General features: G+C 70.3%; 18 protein-coding genes. 3 read left to right on the top strand and 15 right to left on the bottom strand.

Annotation, left to right across the window (positions count from 1 at the left end):
- The first annotated feature begins 81 nt into the window (after positions 1–81).
- Entirely contained in the window at positions 82–1,731 is a 1,650-nt protein-coding gene (locus AC1DWT_RS24670) for a DUF7159 family protein (RefSeq protein ID WP_095860907.1), read from the top strand.
- On the opposite strand, the gene tsaD is transcribed toward AC1DWT_RS24670, so the two are convergent.
- The 7 genes from tsaD to AC1DWT_RS24635 are packed head-to-tail and all read right to left on the bottom strand — an operon-like array spanning position 1,724 to position 8,192.
- On the bottom strand, positions 1,724–2,761 hold the full coding sequence (gene tsaD / locus AC1DWT_RS24665; protein ID WP_072945764.1) for a tRNA (adenosine(37)-N6)-threonylcarbamoyltransferase complex transferase subunit TsaD: 1,038 nt from the start codon (positions 2,759–2,761) through the stop codon (positions 1,724–1,726). The genes AC1DWT_RS24670 and tsaD overlap by 8 nt on opposite strands.
- Positions 2,758–3,237 (bottom strand): ribosomal protein S18-alanine N-acetyltransferase, encoded by a 480-nt coding sequence (gene rimI, locus AC1DWT_RS24660; RefSeq protein ID WP_072945762.1) that lies wholly within the window; start codon positions 3,235–3,237, stop codon positions 2,758–2,760. Before rimI ends, tsaD begins: the two co-directional genes overlap by 4 nt.
- Entirely contained in the window at positions 3,234–3,893 is a 660-nt protein-coding gene (tsaB, locus tag AC1DWT_RS24655) for a tRNA (adenosine(37)-N6)-threonylcarbamoyltransferase complex dimerization subunit type 1 TsaB (protein WP_072945761.1), read from the bottom strand. The genes rimI and tsaB overlap by 4 nt, the downstream gene beginning before the upstream one ends.
- Before the next feature lie 49 nt (positions 3,894–3,942).
- On the bottom strand, positions 3,943–4,431 hold the full coding sequence (tsaE, locus tag AC1DWT_RS24650; RefSeq protein WP_206015194.1) for a tRNA (adenosine(37)-N6)-threonylcarbamoyltransferase complex ATPase subunit type 1 TsaE: 489 nt from the start codon (positions 4,429–4,431) through the stop codon (positions 3,943–3,945).
- Positions 4,421–5,485, bottom strand: coding sequence for an alpha/beta fold hydrolase (locus tag AC1DWT_RS24645; RefSeq protein ID WP_072945758.1), 1,065 nt, complete (start codon positions 5,483–5,485; stop codon positions 4,421–4,423). The genes tsaE and AC1DWT_RS24645 overlap by 11 nt, the downstream gene beginning before the upstream one ends.
- A 2-nt stretch (positions 5,486–5,487) precedes the next feature.
- Entirely contained in the window at positions 5,488–6,693 is a 1,206-nt protein-coding gene (gene alr / locus AC1DWT_RS24640; protein WP_072945756.1) for an alanine racemase, read from the bottom strand.
- 17 nt (positions 6,694–6,710) lie between these two features.
- A complete protein-coding gene (locus AC1DWT_RS24635; RefSeq protein ID WP_072945754.1) occupies positions 6,711–8,192 on the bottom strand; it encodes an NAD(P)H-hydrate dehydratase in 1,482 nt (493 codons plus the stop codon).
- Positions 8,193–8,273: 81 nt separating this feature from the next.
- On the opposite strand from AC1DWT_RS24635, the gene AC1DWT_RS24630 reads away from it, so the two are divergent.
- A complete protein-coding gene (locus AC1DWT_RS24630) occupies positions 8,274–8,648 on the top strand; it encodes a cupredoxin domain-containing protein (RefSeq protein WP_206015193.1) in 375 nt (124 codons plus the stop codon).
- A gap of 33 nt (positions 8,649–8,681) precedes the next feature.
- Here AC1DWT_RS24630 and glmS read toward each other — a convergent pair whose 3' ends face one another.
- A complete protein-coding gene (gene glmS / locus AC1DWT_RS24625; protein ID WP_072945749.1) occupies positions 8,682–10,544 on the bottom strand; it encodes a glutamine--fructose-6-phosphate transaminase (isomerizing) in 1,863 nt (620 codons plus the stop codon).
- Positions 10,545–10,641: 97 nt separating this feature from the next.
- Between glmS and AC1DWT_RS24620 the strand changes: the two genes are divergently transcribed.
- The gene (locus AC1DWT_RS24620; RefSeq protein ID WP_072945747.1) at positions 10,642–11,478 is read left to right on the top strand and encodes a dienelactone hydrolase family protein; all 837 of its coding nucleotides are present in this window, start codon (positions 10,642–10,644) and stop codon (positions 11,476–11,478) included.
- 7 nt (positions 11,479–11,485) lie between these two features.
- Here the strand turns inward: AC1DWT_RS24620 and AC1DWT_RS24615 are convergent, their stop codons facing one another.
- The 7 genes from AC1DWT_RS24615 to rocD all read right to left on the bottom strand — a co-directional run bounded on the left by AC1DWT_RS24615 (position 11,486) and on the right by rocD (position 18,110).
- Positions 11,486–11,665 carry a hypothetical protein gene (locus tag AC1DWT_RS24615; RefSeq protein ID WP_095860912.1) on the bottom strand — a complete coding sequence of 60 codons (180 nt, stop codon included), beginning with the start codon at positions 11,663–11,665 and terminating at the stop codon, positions 11,486–11,488.
- Positions 11,666–11,703: 38 nt separating this feature from the next.
- Complete coding sequence (locus AC1DWT_RS24610; protein ID WP_241031543.1) at positions 11,704–13,869, bottom strand: hypothetical protein; 2,166 nt, start codon at positions 13,867–13,869, stop codon at positions 11,704–11,706.
- The gene (locus AC1DWT_RS24605; RefSeq protein ID WP_072945740.1) at positions 13,866–14,174 is read right to left on the bottom strand and encodes a type VII secretion target; all 309 of its coding nucleotides are present in this window, start codon (positions 14,172–14,174) and stop codon (positions 13,866–13,868) included. Before AC1DWT_RS24605 ends, AC1DWT_RS24610 begins: the two co-directional genes overlap by 4 nt.
- Positions 14,175–14,263: 89 nt before the next feature.
- Positions 14,264–15,601 (bottom strand): phosphoglucosamine mutase, encoded by a 1,338-nt coding sequence (gene glmM / locus AC1DWT_RS24600; RefSeq protein ID WP_072945738.1) that lies wholly within the window; start codon positions 15,599–15,601, stop codon positions 14,264–14,266.
- A 137-nt stretch (positions 15,602–15,738) separates the two neighbouring features.
- Entirely contained in the window at positions 15,739–16,275 is a 537-nt protein-coding gene (rpsI, locus tag AC1DWT_RS24595; protein ID WP_043825651.1) for a 30S ribosomal protein S9, read from the bottom strand.
- Positions 16,272–16,715 (bottom strand): 50S ribosomal protein L13, encoded by a 444-nt coding sequence (gene rplM, locus AC1DWT_RS24590; protein ID WP_005239728.1) that lies wholly within the window; start codon positions 16,713–16,715, stop codon positions 16,272–16,274. Before rplM ends, rpsI begins: the two co-directional genes overlap by 4 nt.
- Positions 16,716–16,883: 168 nt before the next feature.
- Complete coding sequence (gene rocD, locus AC1DWT_RS24585; protein WP_072945735.1) at positions 16,884–18,110, bottom strand: ornithine--oxo-acid transaminase; 1,227 nt, start codon at positions 18,108–18,110, stop codon at positions 16,884–16,886.
- Positions 18,111–18,116 lie beyond the last annotated feature (6 nt).

Below are 18,116 nucleotides of genomic sequence, written 5' to 3'. Positions count from 1 at the left end.
CAACGGGCAGGGAATACCCGCTGAACAGGGCGTTCCGGCAGAGACAGCAGGTCACGCGTCGAAAACGTGAGGGGGTGTGTGATGGGTATGTCCCTGGGGATGTCGACCGGCGCGGCAGGTGTGAGTTCCGCGCTCGTCACCACCGCCTCCAACGGCGCGCAGAACGTCGAGTTCCGTTACCTGTCCGCCGATCAGGCCCACACCGACCTCGGTGATCTGGTCCGCTCGTCGATCTCGCTGATGACCACCCAGGTTCCCGCCGATCCCACCACCCCCGACGCGTTCGCCGTCGCGTACCGGACGCAGGAGCAGGCCCACTCGATCCGCAGCGCCGTCAGCAGGCAGCGCCATCGTGTGCACCTCGTGCCCGAGACCGCGGCCACCCTCACCTACCTGCGGCACACCGGCGAGGTCGCACAGCATGCCACCGTCGCGATCGTCGACTTCGGTGAGTCCGGGTTGTCCGTCGCCGTCGTCGATCAGGTGGACGGCACCGTCCTGCACGCCGACCGCACGAGCCACGTGAGCGGCACCGGTATCGACGACCTGATCTTCCACCACGTCGTCGGCAGCCTCACCACTCCGCATCCCCTGCGGCACCTGGACCGGGATCTGCTCTCGGCGCGGTGCCGCGTCGCCAAGGAGCAGTTGTCCTCGGAGCCGAAGTCGCACGTCGACATCGATCTGCAGGGCGTCCGCCCGATCGAGATCAGCCGCACCGGGTTCGACGAGATCGTCGCACCGACCGTCCGCGTCGCGGTGGAGTTCATCCGTGCCACGATCGCCGACTCTCCGCGCCGGCCCGAGGCCCTGGCCTTGGTCGGCGGCGGCGCGAACATTCCCGCGATCGCCGCCGCCGTCACCGACGCCGTCACCGCCCGGGTCATCGCGGTGCCCGAACCCGACACGGCGACCGCGAAGGGTGCGGCGCTGCTCGCCGTGTCCTCGGCCATCCGCGACTACCCGGCCACCGAGTCGAACCGCCCCGGTTCGGCCGCGAAGGTGTCGGGGGCTCTCGTCGGCGCGCTGGTGGTCGGCGGCCTCGTTCTCGGTTACGGCGTGAAGGAACTCGCGCCCGCACCCGATCCCAACGTCTCCCCTGCGGGGACCGACAGTTTCCAGACCGCCGAGCAGGTCGCGACCACGACGACCGACGAGCCTCCCGCCACGCGGATTCCGTCGTACGATCCGACGCCGACCTCGGAGTACTACCCGAATCAGGTTGCCCCGCCCACGTCCGAACCGCGCACCGACCAGATTCCTGCGCAGGCGCCCGATTCGACGACCGAGACGACGCCCCCGCGCACCACCACCCCCCTGCCGACCCCCACGACTCCTGCGCGTCCGACGCTGCCCGGAACGGAGCCGCCGCAGCCCTCGTGGCCGCACATCGAGTGGCCCGCGATTCCGCCGCTGTGGCCGCAGGTTCCCGGCGAATCGACGCCGAACGAACCGCGCCCCGTCGCGCCCGCACCCGGTGGTCCCGAAGTGGCACCTCCGCCCACCGGTGCACCCGGTGCACCCGCCGAATCCACCGCGCCTGCGGCGCCCGCGGCACCGACTGCGCCCGCGGAATCGGTGCCCGCCGCACCCGAAGGGCTCTTCCCGATGGTCCCGGCGCCGGGCACGGTCGCTCCGAGCGCTCCCGCCGGGGCGCAGCCGAGCGGCTCTCAACCCGGTGAGGCGCTGACTCCCCCGGCCACGCAGACCGTCACCATTCCGGTCAGCTGAACACCTGACTGGTCGCCACCGACAGCCCGGGGTCGCTGGCCACGGTGAGCAGGGAGGGCGCGGCGCCGCCGGCGATCAGATGCGCGCCGAGCGAGGCGATCATCACTCCGTTGTCGGTGCACAGGCGAGGTTTCGGGACTCGCAGGGTCAGACCGGCTTCGGCGCAGCGTTCCTCGGCGAGCGCGCGGATACGCGAGTTGGCCGTCGCGCCGCCACCGAGCACCAGAGTGTCCACGCCGGCGTCACGAGCCGCGCGTACCGCTTTCATCGTCAGCACGTCGGCCACGGCCTCCTGGAAGCTCGCGGCGATGTCGGGCACCGAGTACGACTCGTCGGCCCGTTCCTTCGATTCCACGTACCGCGCGACGGCCGTCTTCAGTCCGGAGAACGAGAAGTCGTGCCGTGCGTCCCGCGGTCCGGTCATGCCGCGCGGGAAGGCAATCGCGTTCCGGTCGCCGTCCTGCGCCGCGGCGTCGAGGGCGGGGCCACCGGGGAATCCGAGTCCGAGGAGGCGGGCCACCTTGTCGAACGCTTCGCCTGCGGCGTCGTCCACGGTCGTGCCCAGTTCGACGATGGGCTTCGCGAGGTCCTCGACGTGCAGGAGGTGGGTGTGCCCACCGGACACGAGCAGCGCCACGCAGGGCGGCATCGGTCCGTGCTCGAGGGTGTCCACCGACACGTGCCCGCCGAGGTGGTTCACCGCGTAGAACGGGACGTCCCACGCCGCCGCATAGGCTTTCGCGGCCGCGACGCCGACGAGCAGGGCTCCGGCCAGACCGGGGCCGATGGTGACGGCGAGTGCGTCCGGTTTGACGATCCCGGCGGCAGAGAGGGCCCGCCGCATCGTCGGCACGATCGCCTCGAGGTGTGCGCGGGACGCTACCTCCGGCACCACCCCGCCGTAGCGTGCGTGCTGGTCGACGCTGGATGCGACCTCGTCCGCGAGCAGCTCGCAGGTCCCGTCGCCGTTCCACCGGACGATGCCGACTCCGGTCTCGTCACAAGAGCTTTCGATCCCCATGACGATCATTGCACCGGCTCCTCACCCGTTCCGGGGCGACGCATCGTGAACGCGTCCGCACCGCTCGGTTGGTAGTACTTCTTACGGGTTCCCACGATCTCGAATCCTTCACGTCGGTACAGGGCGATCGCCGCGTCGTTGTCGGTGCGCACCTCGAGAAACACGGGGCCGCCCCGTGTGTCGGCCACGCGCAGCAGCTCGTCGAGGAGGGCCCCGCCGATCCCCCGCCGCTGGCACGCCGGGTCGGTTCCGATCGTGTGTATCTCGGATTCGGGGTGCGAACCGTTGCCCAGCAGGGCGATTCCGGCGTACCCGACGACGTGGCCGGTGTCGTCCCGCGCCACGGCGTAGTGCACGTGCGGAGCGGCGAGTTCCGCCCTGAACGCGTGTGCGCTCCAGGGTCCGTCACCGGCGAAGAGGAGGGTCTCGAGCTCCGCGCACCGTTCGGCGTCGGCGACCGCCATCGGTTCGATGCGGAAAGTCATTTCTTCCGGTCCGCCAGTTCCACCGCGTCCGGGCGTCGCAGGTAGAGCGGGACGAGCGCCGCCGGGGCCGCACTACCGAACAGCGCATCCGCGGCCACCGCGACCAGCCCTGCGGGCGAGGGGGTTTCCACCGGTTCGACCGGCAGATCGAAGAAGTCGACGTGCGACGGCGATCCCGCCACCACCTCGGACGGCATGGGCTCGAGCTCGCGCGGCTTCACCACCGCGGGACCCTCCACCCGAACTCCCGCCGAATAGCGTGCCCAGTACACCTCGCGCCGGCGTGCGTCCGTGACGACGAGCAGATTCCGGTCACCGTCCACCTGCGCCGCGATGGCGTCGAGGCTGCACACCCCGTGAACCGGGATGCCGAGGGCGTCGGCGAACGCGGCGGCGGTGGCCATCCCCACGCGCAGTCCCGTGAACGGACCCGGCCCGGCCCCGACGACCACCGCATCGAGGTCCGCGGGGACGTGCCGCGCCTCGGCGAGGCACTCCAGGATGTGCGGGGTGAGCACTTCCGCGTGCGCGCGCGGGTTGACCGTCACCCGCACCGCGAGCGTGTGGACCGCCTCTACCGATGCGGAGCCGGCCGAAACCCGGACGACTCCGGCGGTCACGGCAGGCGTGGACGTGTCGATGGCGAGAACAAGCACGGTAACTGAGAGTACTCGCACGTCAGATACGCTCCCGACACCCGACCCGTCAGGAAATCCACTCCCAGTGGGCCGTGCGGACATCCGACTCCGGTTCGCGGCGCAGGCGTACCCGCAGGTGACGATCGGCCAGCTGCTCGACGATGCCCTCGCCCCATTCGACGACGACAACGGCTGCGGCCAGGTCGGTGTCGAGATCGAGCGCGTCGAGTTCGTCCAGCGCGTGCGGGCCGCTGCCGCCCAGTCGGTACGCGTCCACGTGCACCATTCCGACCGGCGCACCCCCACCCGGCCGGGTGCCCGCCCGGTGCTCCCGCGCGATCACGAATGTGGGCGAAGTCACTCGCCCCTGGACACCGAGCCCGGCCCCGATTCCCTTCGTCAGTGCGGTCTTCCCCGCACCGATTGGGCCGTCGAGCACCACGAGATCACCGGCGACGAGTCCCCGGGCAAGGTTCCGCCCGAACTCCTCCGTGTCTTCCGCCGTCGCCAGCACCACGGTCCCGCTCACGGGCAGTACTCCTTCCTCAGCCGACATCGGACTGCTCACCCGATTGGAATGTGGCCAGGCCACGATGCAACAACCGGTCGACCGCGTCCGACACCACGGACGGGAACTCGAGCTGCACCAGGTGACCGGCGCCGCGCACCCGCACCAGTTCGGACTCCGGTAGGTCCGCCGCCAGTTTCCGGGAACTGCCGAACGGGATGGTCATGTCGCTGTCGCCGCACACCACGACGGACGGGGTGTGTCCGAGCGCCGCGAGTGACGCGGACTCGTCGTGCAGTTCGAGCGTGCGCAGGAAGTTCACGATGGTGACCACCGACGTCCGGTCCAGCATGGAGTCGGAGAACTTGTGCAGCCGCGGACTCACGTCCGTGCCGTACGACGCCGCCCGCAGGATGGGGGTGATCAGGACGCGGGCCGCGCCGCGCGCGTGCTGGACGAGTTCGGGCGAGGTCCGGACCGCGAGCCGGAAGCCGTCGATGACCGGGTTCTGCAGGTTCCGCGTCAATCCGGTCTCGCTGAGCCCGGCCGCGGCCGTGGCCACCAGGCCCGCACCGATCACCCGCTCCGAAACCAGCTCGGGCCGCTGCCCGGCGAAGGCGAGCACCGTCATCCCACCCATCGAATGCCCCACCAGCACAATCGGTCCGGTGGGGGCCTTCGCCTCGACGACGGTCGCGAGATCGGCGCCCAGCTGAGCGATGGTGCAGCTCGCCGCGGACGGCACACCCGAATCGCCGTGCCCGCGTTGGTCGTAGAACACCATCCGCACGTCGTCGCCCCACCGCTCGGCGAGCTGACGGCGCTGGAAGTGCCACGACGTCATGTCCAGGCAGTACCCGTGCACGAACACCGCCGTCACCGGGGCGTTCTCCGGACCCACCTCGCGGACGGCGAGCGCCACGCCGTCCTCGGCGACCACCACGCTGCGCCGGTCCCGCGTCATCAGGGTGAAGTCCTCGTCGCCGTAGATCTCGCGGCCGGGCCGGGTCGCGCTGCGCACTGCGTTGACTCCGGCCACCGAGCCGAGCGCCAGCGCGCTGAGCACACCGCCGACGAGTCCCAACCGCTTCGACACACCCATGCCTAGGTGCCCGTCCCACCGACGTAGCTGCGCACCGTGCGTCCGCGCACCCCCGTCACGACCTCGTAGTGGATGGTGTCGAGTTTGTCGGCCCACTCCTGTGCGATCGGCTCGCCGAGGTCCCCGTTGCCGAAGAACACCGCGGTGTCCCCCTCCCGGACTCCCCCGCCGTCCGGTCCGAGATCGACGACCACCTGGTCCATGCAGACACGTCCGATCCCCGGACGTCGCTCCGCACCCAGTTGGACCTCGAATCGGCCGCTCAGCGAACGCGGGAGCCCGTCGGCGTACCCGAACGGCAGCAACGCCACTGTCGTGTCCCTCGGGGCCACCCACTGGTGCCCGTAGGACACGCCTTCACCTGCCGCCACCTTCTTCACCAGAGCCACCCTCGATCGCAGTGTCATCGCCGGGCGCAACCCGAACTGACCGAGTTCGGGAACGGGCGACAACCCGTATATCGCGATTCCCGGGCGAACCATGTCAAACCGCAGGTCGGGGCGGGTCAGGGTGGCCGCGGAATTGGACAGGTGCACCACTTCGGGGACCAGTCCGTGACGCTTGGCATCCGCGATCGCAGCGACCAGTCGATCCCGCTGGGAATCGATCCAGGCGTGGTGCGGCTCGTCGGCATGGGCCAGATGCGAGAAGACGCCGCGCAGCCGCACCGAACCCTCGGCCTGCGCGCGGGCCAGGTCGACGAGGGTCTGCTCCAGTTCGTCGGGTGCCACCCCGTTGCGGTTCAAGCCGGTGTCGACCTTCAGAGTGACGATCGCCGTGGTGCCGACGGTCCGCGCCGCAGCTACAACCGAGGCGAGGTGGCGGGGTGAGGAGACGCCGAGTTCGACACCGGCCGCGATCGCGGGGGCGAAATCGGCGTCGACGGTGTGCAGCCACGCGAGGACGGGTGCGTCGATCCCGGCACGACGCAGCGTCAGGGCCTCCGACACGGTCGTCACACCCAGTTCCGACGCTCCCGCAGCCAGCGCCGCGCGGGCCACGGCTACCGCGCCGTGGTTGTAGCCGTCCGCCTTCACGACGGCCATCATCGCCGCGCCCCGAGCGCTGTCGCGCAGGATCCGGACGTTGTGCGCGATCGCGTCCAGATCCACCACTGCCTCGGCCTGCGGTGCCGGCGCCGCCTGCGCGGGCGCTGCGGGTTCGCTGTGTCCGTGGTCGTCGGCCGGTACTGCTTCAGCAAGCGTCATATGTTCGATCCTGCCATTCACGCGGTGGCCGGCATTTCGTCGGGTGACACCCCCGCACGGAGAACTCTGATCGACTCCCTGAGGTGCGCGAGCAGCGTTCCCGCGGAGATCGGTGCTGTTCCGCGCCCCGCGGAGAGGTCGGCGCCGCCGCCTCGGGCCGCCAGGTTCGCGGCCAGCGAGTGAGCGCGCGCACCCACCGCGGCGGCCCGGTCCGGGGCGAGACCGGCGGCCATGAGTGCGCCGATGATCCCGGCGAGCACGTCGCCCGCCCCCGCCGTGGCGGACCACGAACCGCCCGCCTCGTTGACGAACACCCGGCCGCCGGGCTCGGCGATCACCGTGGCCCGCCCCTTGAGCAGCACGTGCGCGTTCCAGTCGGCGGCGAGCGCGCGCACCGACGCCACCCGGTCCGGGCCCGGTCCCTTTCCCGTCAGCCGGGCAAACTCCCCGGCATGCGGTGTCAGCAGCGTCGCAGCCGTCCGCGAGCGCACCAGGTCCGGGTCCTCGGCGAGCAGGGTCAGTCCGTCCGCGTCGACCAGTACGGGCACATCCGCGTCGAGCACCGTCCGCAACGTCCGGCGGGCGGCGTCGTCGGTGCCCATGCCCGGCCCGACCACCCACGACTGGACGCGTCCGGCCTTCGCGAGATCGGTGGTCGCGATCACCTCCGGCGCATGCGCGAGCACCTCGCCCGTGGACGCCCCGGCATAGCGGACGAGCCCCGACGTAGCCGTGACCGCCGCGCCCGTGCACAGGACCCCGGCTCCGGGGTAACCGTCGCTGCCCGCGACGACCCCCACCACACCCTGCGAGTACTTGTCGTCGTCCGCTCCCGGCACCGGCCACGCCGCGCCCACGTCGGCGGCGTCCAGAGCGGTGATTTCGGCATCACCGAGCGACAGTCCGATGTCGACCAGCTCGACTCGGCCACACTGCGCCGCGCCCAGCGCGTGAACCGGTTTGAGGGCACCGAACGCCACGGTGACCGCGGCGCGCACGGCGGGCCCGTCGACGGCGCCAGTGTCCGGGTCCACCCCACTCGGCAGGTCCGCCGACACGATCGGCGCCTCGATCCGGTCGACCAGCGCAGCAGCATCGGGTCGTAGCGGTCCGCGGCCGGAGATTCCGACGATCCCGTCGATCACCAGGTCGGGCAGGCCCAAGTCGTCGGACGGGGCGGCCACCCGCCCGCCGGCCGCGGTGAACGCCGCCAGCCCGGCCGCGTGTGCCTTCTCCGGTTTCAGCAGGACCGCTGTGGTGGCGACACCGCGCCTGCGCAGCATCGACCCCGCCCACAGCGCGTCCCCGCCGTTGTCGCCGGACCCCACCAGCACCGTGATCGTGCGGCCGGCGACACCCCCGGTCCGCGCCCGCAGTTCCGCCGCCACCACCGTGGCCAGTCCGTGTGCGGCGCGTCGCATCAGTGCGCCGCCCGGAAGGGACGCCAGCAACGGCGCCTCCGCGGCTCGAACCTCGTCAGCGGTGTAGTAGCCCCGCATGGGAACTCCTCGTCGAGCCGGCCCCACGGCCGGCCGCTGTGCAGTGAAGGGTCGGTACCGGGTCAGACTACGCTCGACGCCATGCGTGTACGTGGAACGTCGTGGATCGCCGGAGTGGCTCTCGCCGCGAGCATTTCGATGACAGCCGTCGTCTCCGGGTGCAGTTCGCCCGCCGAGGAGGCACCCGAGGCGACGACCGGACCCGTCGTGCAGGTCGCGAACATGGCGTATGCGCCCTCGACGATCACCGTCCGGGCCGGAGACACCGTCACCTGGAATTTCGACGACCGGGGCGTCACCCACGACGTGGTGGGTGTCGGGGCCGCGAAGAGCGTGCTGCGGAGCCGGCTGATGCAGACCGGCACGTTCACGTACACGTTCACCGAATCGGGCACCTACGAGTACACGTGTTCGCTGCATCCGGACATGACGGGCACCGTCGTCGTCACTCCGTAGGGGCGCGGCCCGGCCGCGCCCCCGACGTCGCGCCTATTCGACAGTGACGGACTTGGCGAGGTTACGCGGCTTGTCGACGTCGTAGCCCCGTGTCTGCGCGACCTCCGCCGCGAAGACCTGCAACGGCACCGTCGACAGCAGCGGCTGCAGCAGCGTCGGCGCCGACGGGATCTCGATCAGGTGGTCGGCGAACGGCCGCACGGCCTCGTCGCCTTCCTCCGCGATCACGACGGTCCGCGCACCGCGGGCCTGGATCTCGCGGATGTTGCTGAGCAGCTTGGAGTGCAGCACCGCGCGCCCCTTCGGCGACGGCATCACCACGATCACCGGCAACCCGTCCTCGATCAACGCGATCGGCCCGTGCTTGAGTTCGCCGGCCGCGAAGCCCTCGGCATGCATGTACGCCAGCTCCTTGAGCTTGAGCGCACCCTCGAGCGCCACGGGGTAGCCCACGTGGCGGCCCAGGAACAGCACCGTCGACGACGACGCCAGTTCCCGTGCCAGCGCCCGCACCGGTTCCACCGTCTCGAGCACCCGGCTCACCAGATCGGGCATGGCCTCGAGATCGGCGTACTCGCGTGCCACCTCGTCCGGGTACTTGGTGCCGCGGGCCTGCGCGAGAGCCAGGCCGACCAGGTAGTTCGCCGTGACCTGCGCGAGGAACGCCTTGGTCGACGCGACACCGATCTCCGGACCGGCCCGGGTGTAGAGGACGGCGTCGGCCTCGCGGGGAATCTGGGCACCGTTCGTGTTGCAGACCGCGAGCACCCGCGCCTTCTGATCCTTGGCGTGGCGCACCGCCTCGAGGGTGTCGGCCGTCTCACCGGACTGCGAGATGGCGACCACCAGCGTCGACCGGTCCAGGACCGGGTCGCGGTAGCGGAACTCACTGGCGAGCTCGACCTCGACGGGCAACCGGGTCCAGTGCTCGATGGCGTACTTCGCGAGGAGCCCCGAGTGGTAGGCACTGCCGCAGGCGACGACGAAGACCTTGTCGACGTCGCGCAGCTCCTGATCCGACAGTCGCTGCTCGTCGAGAACGATCTTCCCGTCCGCGAAGTGACCGAGCAGGGTGTCCGCGACCGCGGCCGGCTGCTCCTCGATCTCCTTGAGCATGAAGTAGTCGTGGCCGCCCTTCTCGGCGGCGGCGAGGTCCCAGTCGATGCGGAACGGGCGGCCCTGCGCCTCGGACCCGTCGAAGTTCAGAATCGAGTACCCGTCCGCGGTGATCACCACGACCTGGTCCTGCCCCAGCTCGACCGCGTCGCGGGTGTGCTCGATGAACGCCGCGACATCGGACCCGAGGAACGTCTCGCCCTCGCCGACACCGATGACGAGGGGCGTCGAGCGACGCGCCGCGACGATGGTGTCCGGGTGGTCGGAGTGCGTGAAGACGAGGGTGAACGCACCCTCCAGCCGGCGCAGCACGCTCAGCGCGCTCGCGACGAAGTCGCCTGCCGTCTCACCGGAGGCGTACGCCCGCGCGACGAGGTGCACCGCGACCTCGGTGTCGGTGTCGCTGGCGAAGTCGATTCCGTCGTGCTCGAGTTCGGCCCGCAACGGGGCGAAGTTCTCGATGATGCCGTTGTGGACGACGGCGACCGTGTTGCCCGCGTCGCGGTGCGGGTGCGCGTTGCGGTCGGTGGGCCTGCCGTGCGTGGCCCACCGGGTGTGACCGATCCCCGTGCTCCCGGTGAAGTGCTCGGCCCCGACCTCGTCGAGTTCGGCCTCCAGATTCGCGAGGCGCCCCGCCTTCCGCTCGACCGCCATCCCGCCCTGCCCGTCGAGCACGGCGATGCCGGCAGAGTCGTATCCGCGGTATTCCATTCGCCGCAAAGCCTCCACCACAACAGTCAGAGCCTGCCGGTGGCCGACGTATCCCACGATTCCGCACATGGTTCATCAGGGTACTTGGACCGGGCGACGCCGCGAAGTCGGAGTGTGGGCCGCATCGGCTCTCTCGCCGGCCCGCGAATCGGATAACGTTCTCCCCGTGGCGCCGAAACCGAAGACCCTGGCCCGTGAACTGTCCAAGCGGGGACCGCACCGCGTGCTGCGCGGTGACCTCGCCCTCGCCGGACAGCCGGGCGTCGTGTACACGCCCGAATCAGGCTTCAACCTGCCCGCCGTCGCGTTCGCGCACAGCTGGATGGCAGGTGTGGACCACTATCGGAAGACACTCGAGCATCTGGCGTCATGGGGAATCGTCGTGGCCGCCCCCAACAGCGAACGTGGTCCCGTACCCTCCCACCTCGGCCTCGCCACCGACCTGCGGGCCACCCTCGACATCTGTGTGGGTGTGCGTCTCGGTCCGGGGCAGATCAGCGTGCGGCCCGACCGCGTCGCTTTCGCAGGTCACGGGATGGGTGCAGGGGCGGCCGTGCTCGCCGCCGCCCAGCGGGACGTGGCGGCGGTGGCCGCGTTGTTCCCGGCGCCGACCGCGCCGAAGGCCGAGAGGTATGCGTCCAAGATCACAGCGCCGGGGCTCATCGTGGCCGGGGCCGACATCGACACCATGAACAGCAACGCCAAGGCGCTGGCCGAGGCGTGGGGCGGGGAGTATGTCCTGCGCGCCGTCAACGGCGCCTCGGAGTCCGGGCTCACCGAAGGTCGCCGCCTGCTGGGCGCACTCGGCATCGGCGGTTCGGAACGCAAGACCCAGCAGATCACCCGCGCGCTGCTGACCGGCTTCCTGCTCTATCACCTCACCGAGGACAAGAAATATGAGGTGTTCGCGAAGGCGGACGCCGAACTTCCCCACACCACCCTCGTCGATCCGCACGAGGAGCACACCGATGCGGGCTTCAAGGGTGTGCTCCCGCACATCTGAGGTCCGGTCACACCAGCCAGCTGCGCGGACGATAGAACTCGTCGTCGTCGAGTGTTCCCTGTCGCGGCGGCAACACCGGTGACACTGCGGCCGCGGGCTCGGCACGGCCGCGGTTCGCTGCGGCTGCCTCGTCTCTGGCTCTGGCTTCGTCGATCCGCTCCCGGAACAGTTCCAGGTCGGCGCGCATCTGTGCCCGTTGTGCCCGCAACTGGGCGGCTCGGTGGCTCACAGTGGACCGGCCTCGGCCAGCTCGGCGCCGCTGTCGAGTCCGGCGACCGGACCGGTCGCGAGTTCGGGTGCAGACCGCGGTTCCTGCGGCGGGGCCGGTGCGTCGGGCGCCGCGGGGGCGGGCTCCTCCTGCATCGTCACCACCTGCGGTGGCGGGACGGTTGAGGCGTCCCCGGCAGGCACGGGTGCCGGTGCGTCCTCCTGGTCCGGCACGTCGTCCCCGGCATCTCCGTCCAGCGGCGGCCCGTCTTCAGCCGTCGTCGGCGGCGCGTCTGCTCCAGCGTCGACCCGCGATTCCGGGTCGGGCTCGGCGGGTGCGCAGTCGGCACCGTCGGGGTCTCCGTCGGCGGCAGCGGTTTCGGCGAGGATCTGCGGCAGACCGTCCGGGCCGATCTCGACTCCGAATCTGGCCGTCCCGCCCTGTCCGTCGCTCATCTCGAGATGAATCCCCTGACCGTCCGCAGCGACGGCGACCGTCCACGACTGTCCGTCGAGGTCCAGTTCGAGACTCTTGCCGTGAGCCGGCTCGCCTTCGTCCGCAGGCGGATCGTCGAGTTCTTCACGGAGGTCGTCGGGGTTCCCGTCCTCGTCGGCCCTGTCGGTGAGGCCCGAGAGGGTGTCCTCGATCAACGGGCGCAGGATGGAACCGAGATCGACCAGACCGCCCGAAAGGCCCTGCCGCACCAGATCGCCCAGGCCGGGGACGTTTCCCGTGCTCTGGACGGCGCCCGGTGCCGGCACGAGCGACCCGGGAATCCCGGCAAGCCCGGGCATTGCGGGCGGGACCGGTGCGACCGGGGCAGTCGTCATGGGCGCCGTGGCCGTCGGAGGGGCCACGGGCGCCGGCTGTGCAGCCCCGATCGGAGAAGCCGCAGCGATCGGGGGCGCGGCGGCCGCCGGACCGGTGGTCGCGTCGCCGCCACCGGATCGAGGCGGGACGTACGCGGGGCCGTCGTTCGCGGGTGCCGCGGCCGGTCCGGCCGGCGCAGCAGGTGCGGGAGCAGGTCCCGGTGCCGCAGCCGGGACGGTGCCGGCGTTCTGGACCTCGGGTGCACTCGGCGCGGGCGCCGGTTCGGGGGTGTCCTCGGGACGGAACCCGGGCTGCACCTCGATCGACCGCGCCTCGGCGACGACGGCGTCGTAGGCGGCGTGCACCGCATCGGCGCAGTCCGCACAGGCAGCGGTGAACTCCTGCTGCTTCTCCTCGTACACGCGCCGGAAGTTCGCGTCGAGCCAGTCCTTGGCGATTCCGGCGGCCCGCCGCACCACGTCGTCGCGGTCGAGGCGGCGGAGCGCACCGGCGCCCCCGTCCTTGTACAGGCCGTTCACGTGCCGGTAGTCGTCGTCGGCGAGTTCGGGGAACCAGTAGGACGCGTCTTCCATGCAATCCTTCGCGACGGAATTCTCGCCGTCCTTGCCCTCGGCGTAGATCTGCGCGAGGACGTCGATCTGCGCGGCGCTGTATCCCCCGACCGTCGGCTGGTGCAGCGACACCACCTTGTACGCCTTGTTCGTCACGGCGGCGCTCAGGGTGAGGTTCGCTTCGAACAGCACCTCGGCGAGGTCGCCGAGCCGATCGACGGTGGCGGCGACCTGAGCGTTCCGGCGGTCGGCGGCGTCGATCGCTGCCGCGGCCGCGATTCCGCTCCACCCGGTTCGCACCGCGGTGACGCATTTCTCGTTGTCGTCGAGTTCCGTGCGGGCCGTGTCGACGCTGCGTCCGAGGGTGTCGATGTCGCGGGCGAGCGCGTGCAGGCGCATCCCCCGCTCGGCGTCGAACCGAGCGTAGTAGTCGGTGAGTTCGAGGGATTCGTATCCCAGTTTTTTCGCGGCGGGGAGGAACAACTCGAAGAATTCGAGCCCGTGAGCGCCGAGATCGAGCATGTCCTCGGGATCGTTGAGGGCATCCGGGCGCAGGTGCTCTCCCAGCGCGATGCGGGATGTGTTGGCGGTCTGGGCGTCGCTGCCGTGCTCGAGCAGTGCCGCGTACCGCTGGTCGGCGGACGGCGTCCGGTCACGTTTGCCGAGTCCGTACTCGTCGAAGTACGGCTGCCACGATGACTCGTCTTCCTCTCGGGAGGCGGCCCACGCCTGGAGGAGTTGCTCCTTGAACTCGCGGCTCAGGTTCGGGTCTTCGATCAGCGTTCTGGGATCCGTGGTCACCACTGCACCCCGTCCACGTCGGCGGCCACGCTCGCGTCCGTTCCGGAGTAGCGCGCCGCGGCCTCCCGGAACGCGTGACCGAACGATTCCGCGTCCGCGGCCCACTGCTCGAGCGCGCCCCCGACGACGCCGAGGGCGTCCCGCACCGCGTCGCCCTTCGCGGTGTAGTCGCGGCCCGCCTGCGCTCCGGCGAATTCCAGCCGGGCGGTCTCGGCGGCCCGCTGTCTCAGAACCTCCGCCGACCGCAGCAGCCTGGTGCCCGCGTCCGTCACCACCGCGACGTCCACCTCGAGTCCCTCGCCCATTGCCCCACCCTCTCTTCGCGACCTACTGCATTAGACGCGACAGCGCACCGATCGGTTCCCGGCCGATCGGTGCGCTGTGTCCGCTCGCATCACACGGAGGCGACGGTACCCGCCAGTTCGTCGGCGAGCTTACGAGCCACTTCGAGATCGGAAGCCTCGACCATCACCCGCACGAGTTGCTCGGTGCCGGACGGCCGCAGGAGCACCCGCCCGTTCTCACCGAGGCTGCGCTCCGCGGCCAGCACTGCGTCGAGCACGACCGGGGACGCGGCGACGGCACGCTTGTCGGCGACCTTCACGTTGATCAGGACCTGCGGGAGCGTCGTCATCGCCGACGCCAGTTCCGCGATCGGCTGCCCGGTTTCCGCCATCCGGCCCATCAGCCGCAGTCCCGTCAGCACTCCGTCACCGGTGGTGCCGAAGGCGGGGAACACGACGTGACCGGACTGTTCGCCGCCCAGGCTGAACCCGCCGGATCGGAGTCCCTCGAGGACGTAGCGATCACCGACCGCCGTGGTGACCAGCGAGATTCCGGCCTCGCGCATGGCGATGTGCAGACCGAGATTGCTCATGACGGTCGCGACGAGGGTGTCGTCCACCAGTTCGCCCGCATCACGCATGCCGAGGGCGAGCACGGTCATGATGGCGTCGCCGTCGATGAGGGAACCGGCTGCGTCGACGGCGAGGCATCGATCCGCATCCCCGTCGTGCGCGAGCCCGAGGTCGGCGCCGTGCCGGACGACGGCCTTCTGCAGACCCTCGAGGTGCGTCGATCCGCAGTTCTCGTTGATGTTGAGTCCGTCGGGTTCGGCGTTGATCGCGACGACCGTGGCGCCGGCGGCCCGGTAGGCGGCGGGGGCGACATCCGAGGCCGCGCCGTGCGCGCAGTCGACCACCACGGTCAGTCCGTCGAGGCTGTTCGGGAGTGCGGTGGTCAGGTGCTGCAGGTACCGGTCCGCGGCGTCCGGCACCGTGCGGACACGTCCGATCCCGGCCCCGGTCGGCGCCCGCCGTGTCGCGGTGCCGGTGGCGACGGACTCGATCCGGTCTTCCACCTCGTCGTCGAGTTTGTGTCCGCCTGCCGCGAAGATCTTGATGCCGTTGTCTGGCATCGGATTGTGCGAGGCGGAGATCATGACACCGAGAGCCGCGTCCAGTTCCGCGGTCAGGAACGCCACCGCAGGCGTCGGCAGCACCCCGACGTTCAGGACGTCGACGCCGGCAGACGTCAGGCCCGCGACGACCGCCGCCTCGAGCATTTCGCCGCTGGCTCTCGGGTCACGGCCGACCACGGCCGTCTTGCGTCCGCCCGAACCCGGCGACGCCAGCACCGTCGCTGCGGCGGAGGCCACCTGCAACGCCAGCTCGGCGGTCAGCTCGGTATTCGCGAGACCACGAACCCCATCCGTCCCGAACAATCGACCCATAGACCAGACCCCTCGCACCTAGAAAACCCATTACATCTCGGATAAAGCACGAGAGCAGGCGTCCGGTAACGATGGACGCCTGCTCTCGGGAAGAACAGGTGCCGAAGCCGACCCCGGAGGGCGGCTTCGGCGACACATCAGCGCTTCGAGTACTGAGATGCCTTGCGGGCCTTCTTCAGGCCGTACTTCTTGCGCTCGACGGCGCGGGCGTCACGCGTGAGGAAGCCGGCGCTCTTGAGAGCCGGACGGTCCTCGGGGGTGACCTCGATGAGCGCGCGGGCGATGGCGAGACGCAGGGCGCCGGCCTGTCCGGACGGTCCGCCACCGTGCAGCAGCGCCACGATGTCGAAGGACTCGGCACGCTCGACCGTGACCAGCGGAGCCTTGATCAGCTGCTGGTGCACCTTGTTCGGGAAGTAGTCCTCGATGGTGCGGCCGTTGAGCTTGAAGTCGCCCGAACCGGGGGTCAGACGGACGCGGACAACCGCTTCCTTACGACGACCGACGGTCTGGATGGGGCGATCGATCACGATCGGGGCCTGCGGCGCAGCAGCGGCCTCGATGTCCTCGGCGACCTCGGGCTCCTCGACGGACACGTACTCGTCCGCCGCGACCTCGACAACCTCGGTGATCTCTTCGGGGTTGGACACGTTCTGCTCCTCCGGCGCCGTCACTGGGCCACCTGCTTGATCTCGAATGGCACCGGCTGCTGCGCGGCGTGGGGGTGGTTCGGGCCCGCGTAGACCTTCAGCTTGCTGCTGATGGCGCGACCCAGCTTGTTCTTGGGGAGCATGCCGACGATGGCCTTCTCCACGAGGCGGTCGGGGTTCTTGTCGAGAACCTCACCGACGGAGCGGGACTTCAGACCACCGGGGTGTCCGGAGTGGTGGTAGAGGAACTTGCCCTCGCGCTTGTTGCCGCTGATCGCGACCTTCTCGGCGTTGATGATGACGACGAAGTCGCCGCCGTCAACGTGCGGTGCAAAGGTGGGCTTGTGCTTGCCGCGCAGCAAGTTGGCTGCCTGGACGGCAAGGCGGCCGAGCACCACGTCAGTGGCGTCGATGACGTGCCACGTGCGGGTCACATCTCCGGCCTTCGGGGTGTACGTAGACACAGAACTTCCTCGTCTTGTTCAATCCGCTGCTGGCCATTGCGTATCGTCGAGCGATTCCCGGCGGCCAGTTGAGACCCGAGAACCGCCAGCCACTGCGACACGGAGACGCAGCGGCGCACGGCACGCCAACGGAGAACAATACCGGTCAGGGCGCCCCAGGGTCAAAACTCACTCGGCGAGCGCATCGGCGAGCTGTTCGACGGCCCACGTCAGCTCGTCGCGTTCGATCACCAGCGGCGGGGCGATGCGGATCGTGCCCTCGTGCGCGTCCTTCGCGAGGACCCGGCGCGCCAGGAGTCTTTCACAGATCGTCCGGGCGGCCGGCATACCGTCGGCGAGCTGCACACCGGCCCACAGTCCGCGCCCGCGCACCTCCGACACGTGTTCGGGAGGCAACTGCGACAGCATGTCGTGCAGGTAGGCGCCCAGTTCACGGCTTCGCTCCTGATATTCGCCGGTCTCGAGCAGGTCCACCACCGCACTGCCCACCGCGCAGGCGAGCGGGTTACCCCCGAACGTGCTGCCGTGCTGCCCGGGGCCTATCACCGCCATCACCGGCCAGTCGGCGACGACGGCGGAGACCGGCATCAGGCCGCCGCCGAGCGCCTTGCCCAGCACGTACACGTCGGGGGTCACGTTCTCGTGGTCGCACGCGAACGTGTCGCCGGTCCGTCCGAGCCCGCTCTGGATCTCGTCGGCGATCATCAGGATTCCGCGCCGGGTACAGATGTCCCGGACCGCCGCGAGGTAGCCCGGGGGCGGCACCAGGACTCCGGCCTCACCCTGGATCGGTTCGAGGAGCACGGCCACCGTGTTCTCGGTGATCGCGGCCTCGAGCGCCGCCGCGTTCCCGTATTCGACGGACGAGAACCCTGCCGGGTACGGACCGAACCCGGCGTACGCGTCCGGATCGGACGAGAACCCGACGATCGTGATGGTGCGGCCGTGGAAGTTCCCGGCGCACGTGATTACCTCGGCGCGCCCCGGCGGCACACCCTTGACGTCGTACCCCCACTTACGGGCCAGTTTCAGCGCGGTCTCGACGGCCTCGGCGCCCGTGTTCATGGGCAGCACCGCGTCCTTCCGGCACAGCCGGCTCAGGTCCTCGCAGAAGGTAGCGAAACGGTCGTGCTGGAACGCGCGGCTGGTCAGGGTGAGCCGGCCGAGTTGTTCGCGCGCCACCCGGACGAGCGCGGGGTGTGCGTGGCCGAAGTTGAGTGCCGAGTAACCGGCGAGCACATCCAGGTAGTCGACGCCGTCGATTCCCTTCACCCATGCGCCGGCACCCGATTCGATCACGACCGGCAGCGGGGAGTAGTTGTGGGCGCTGTGCTCCTCGGCCCTCTTCAGCTGCTCACGCGTGGCATCCGACACGGAAACGACACCGTCCGACATTGCTGG

It is taken from the genome of Rhodococcus sp. P4_B6 (assembly GCF_056402215.1).
This window is presented reverse-complemented; position numbering and strand designations above follow the sequence as displayed.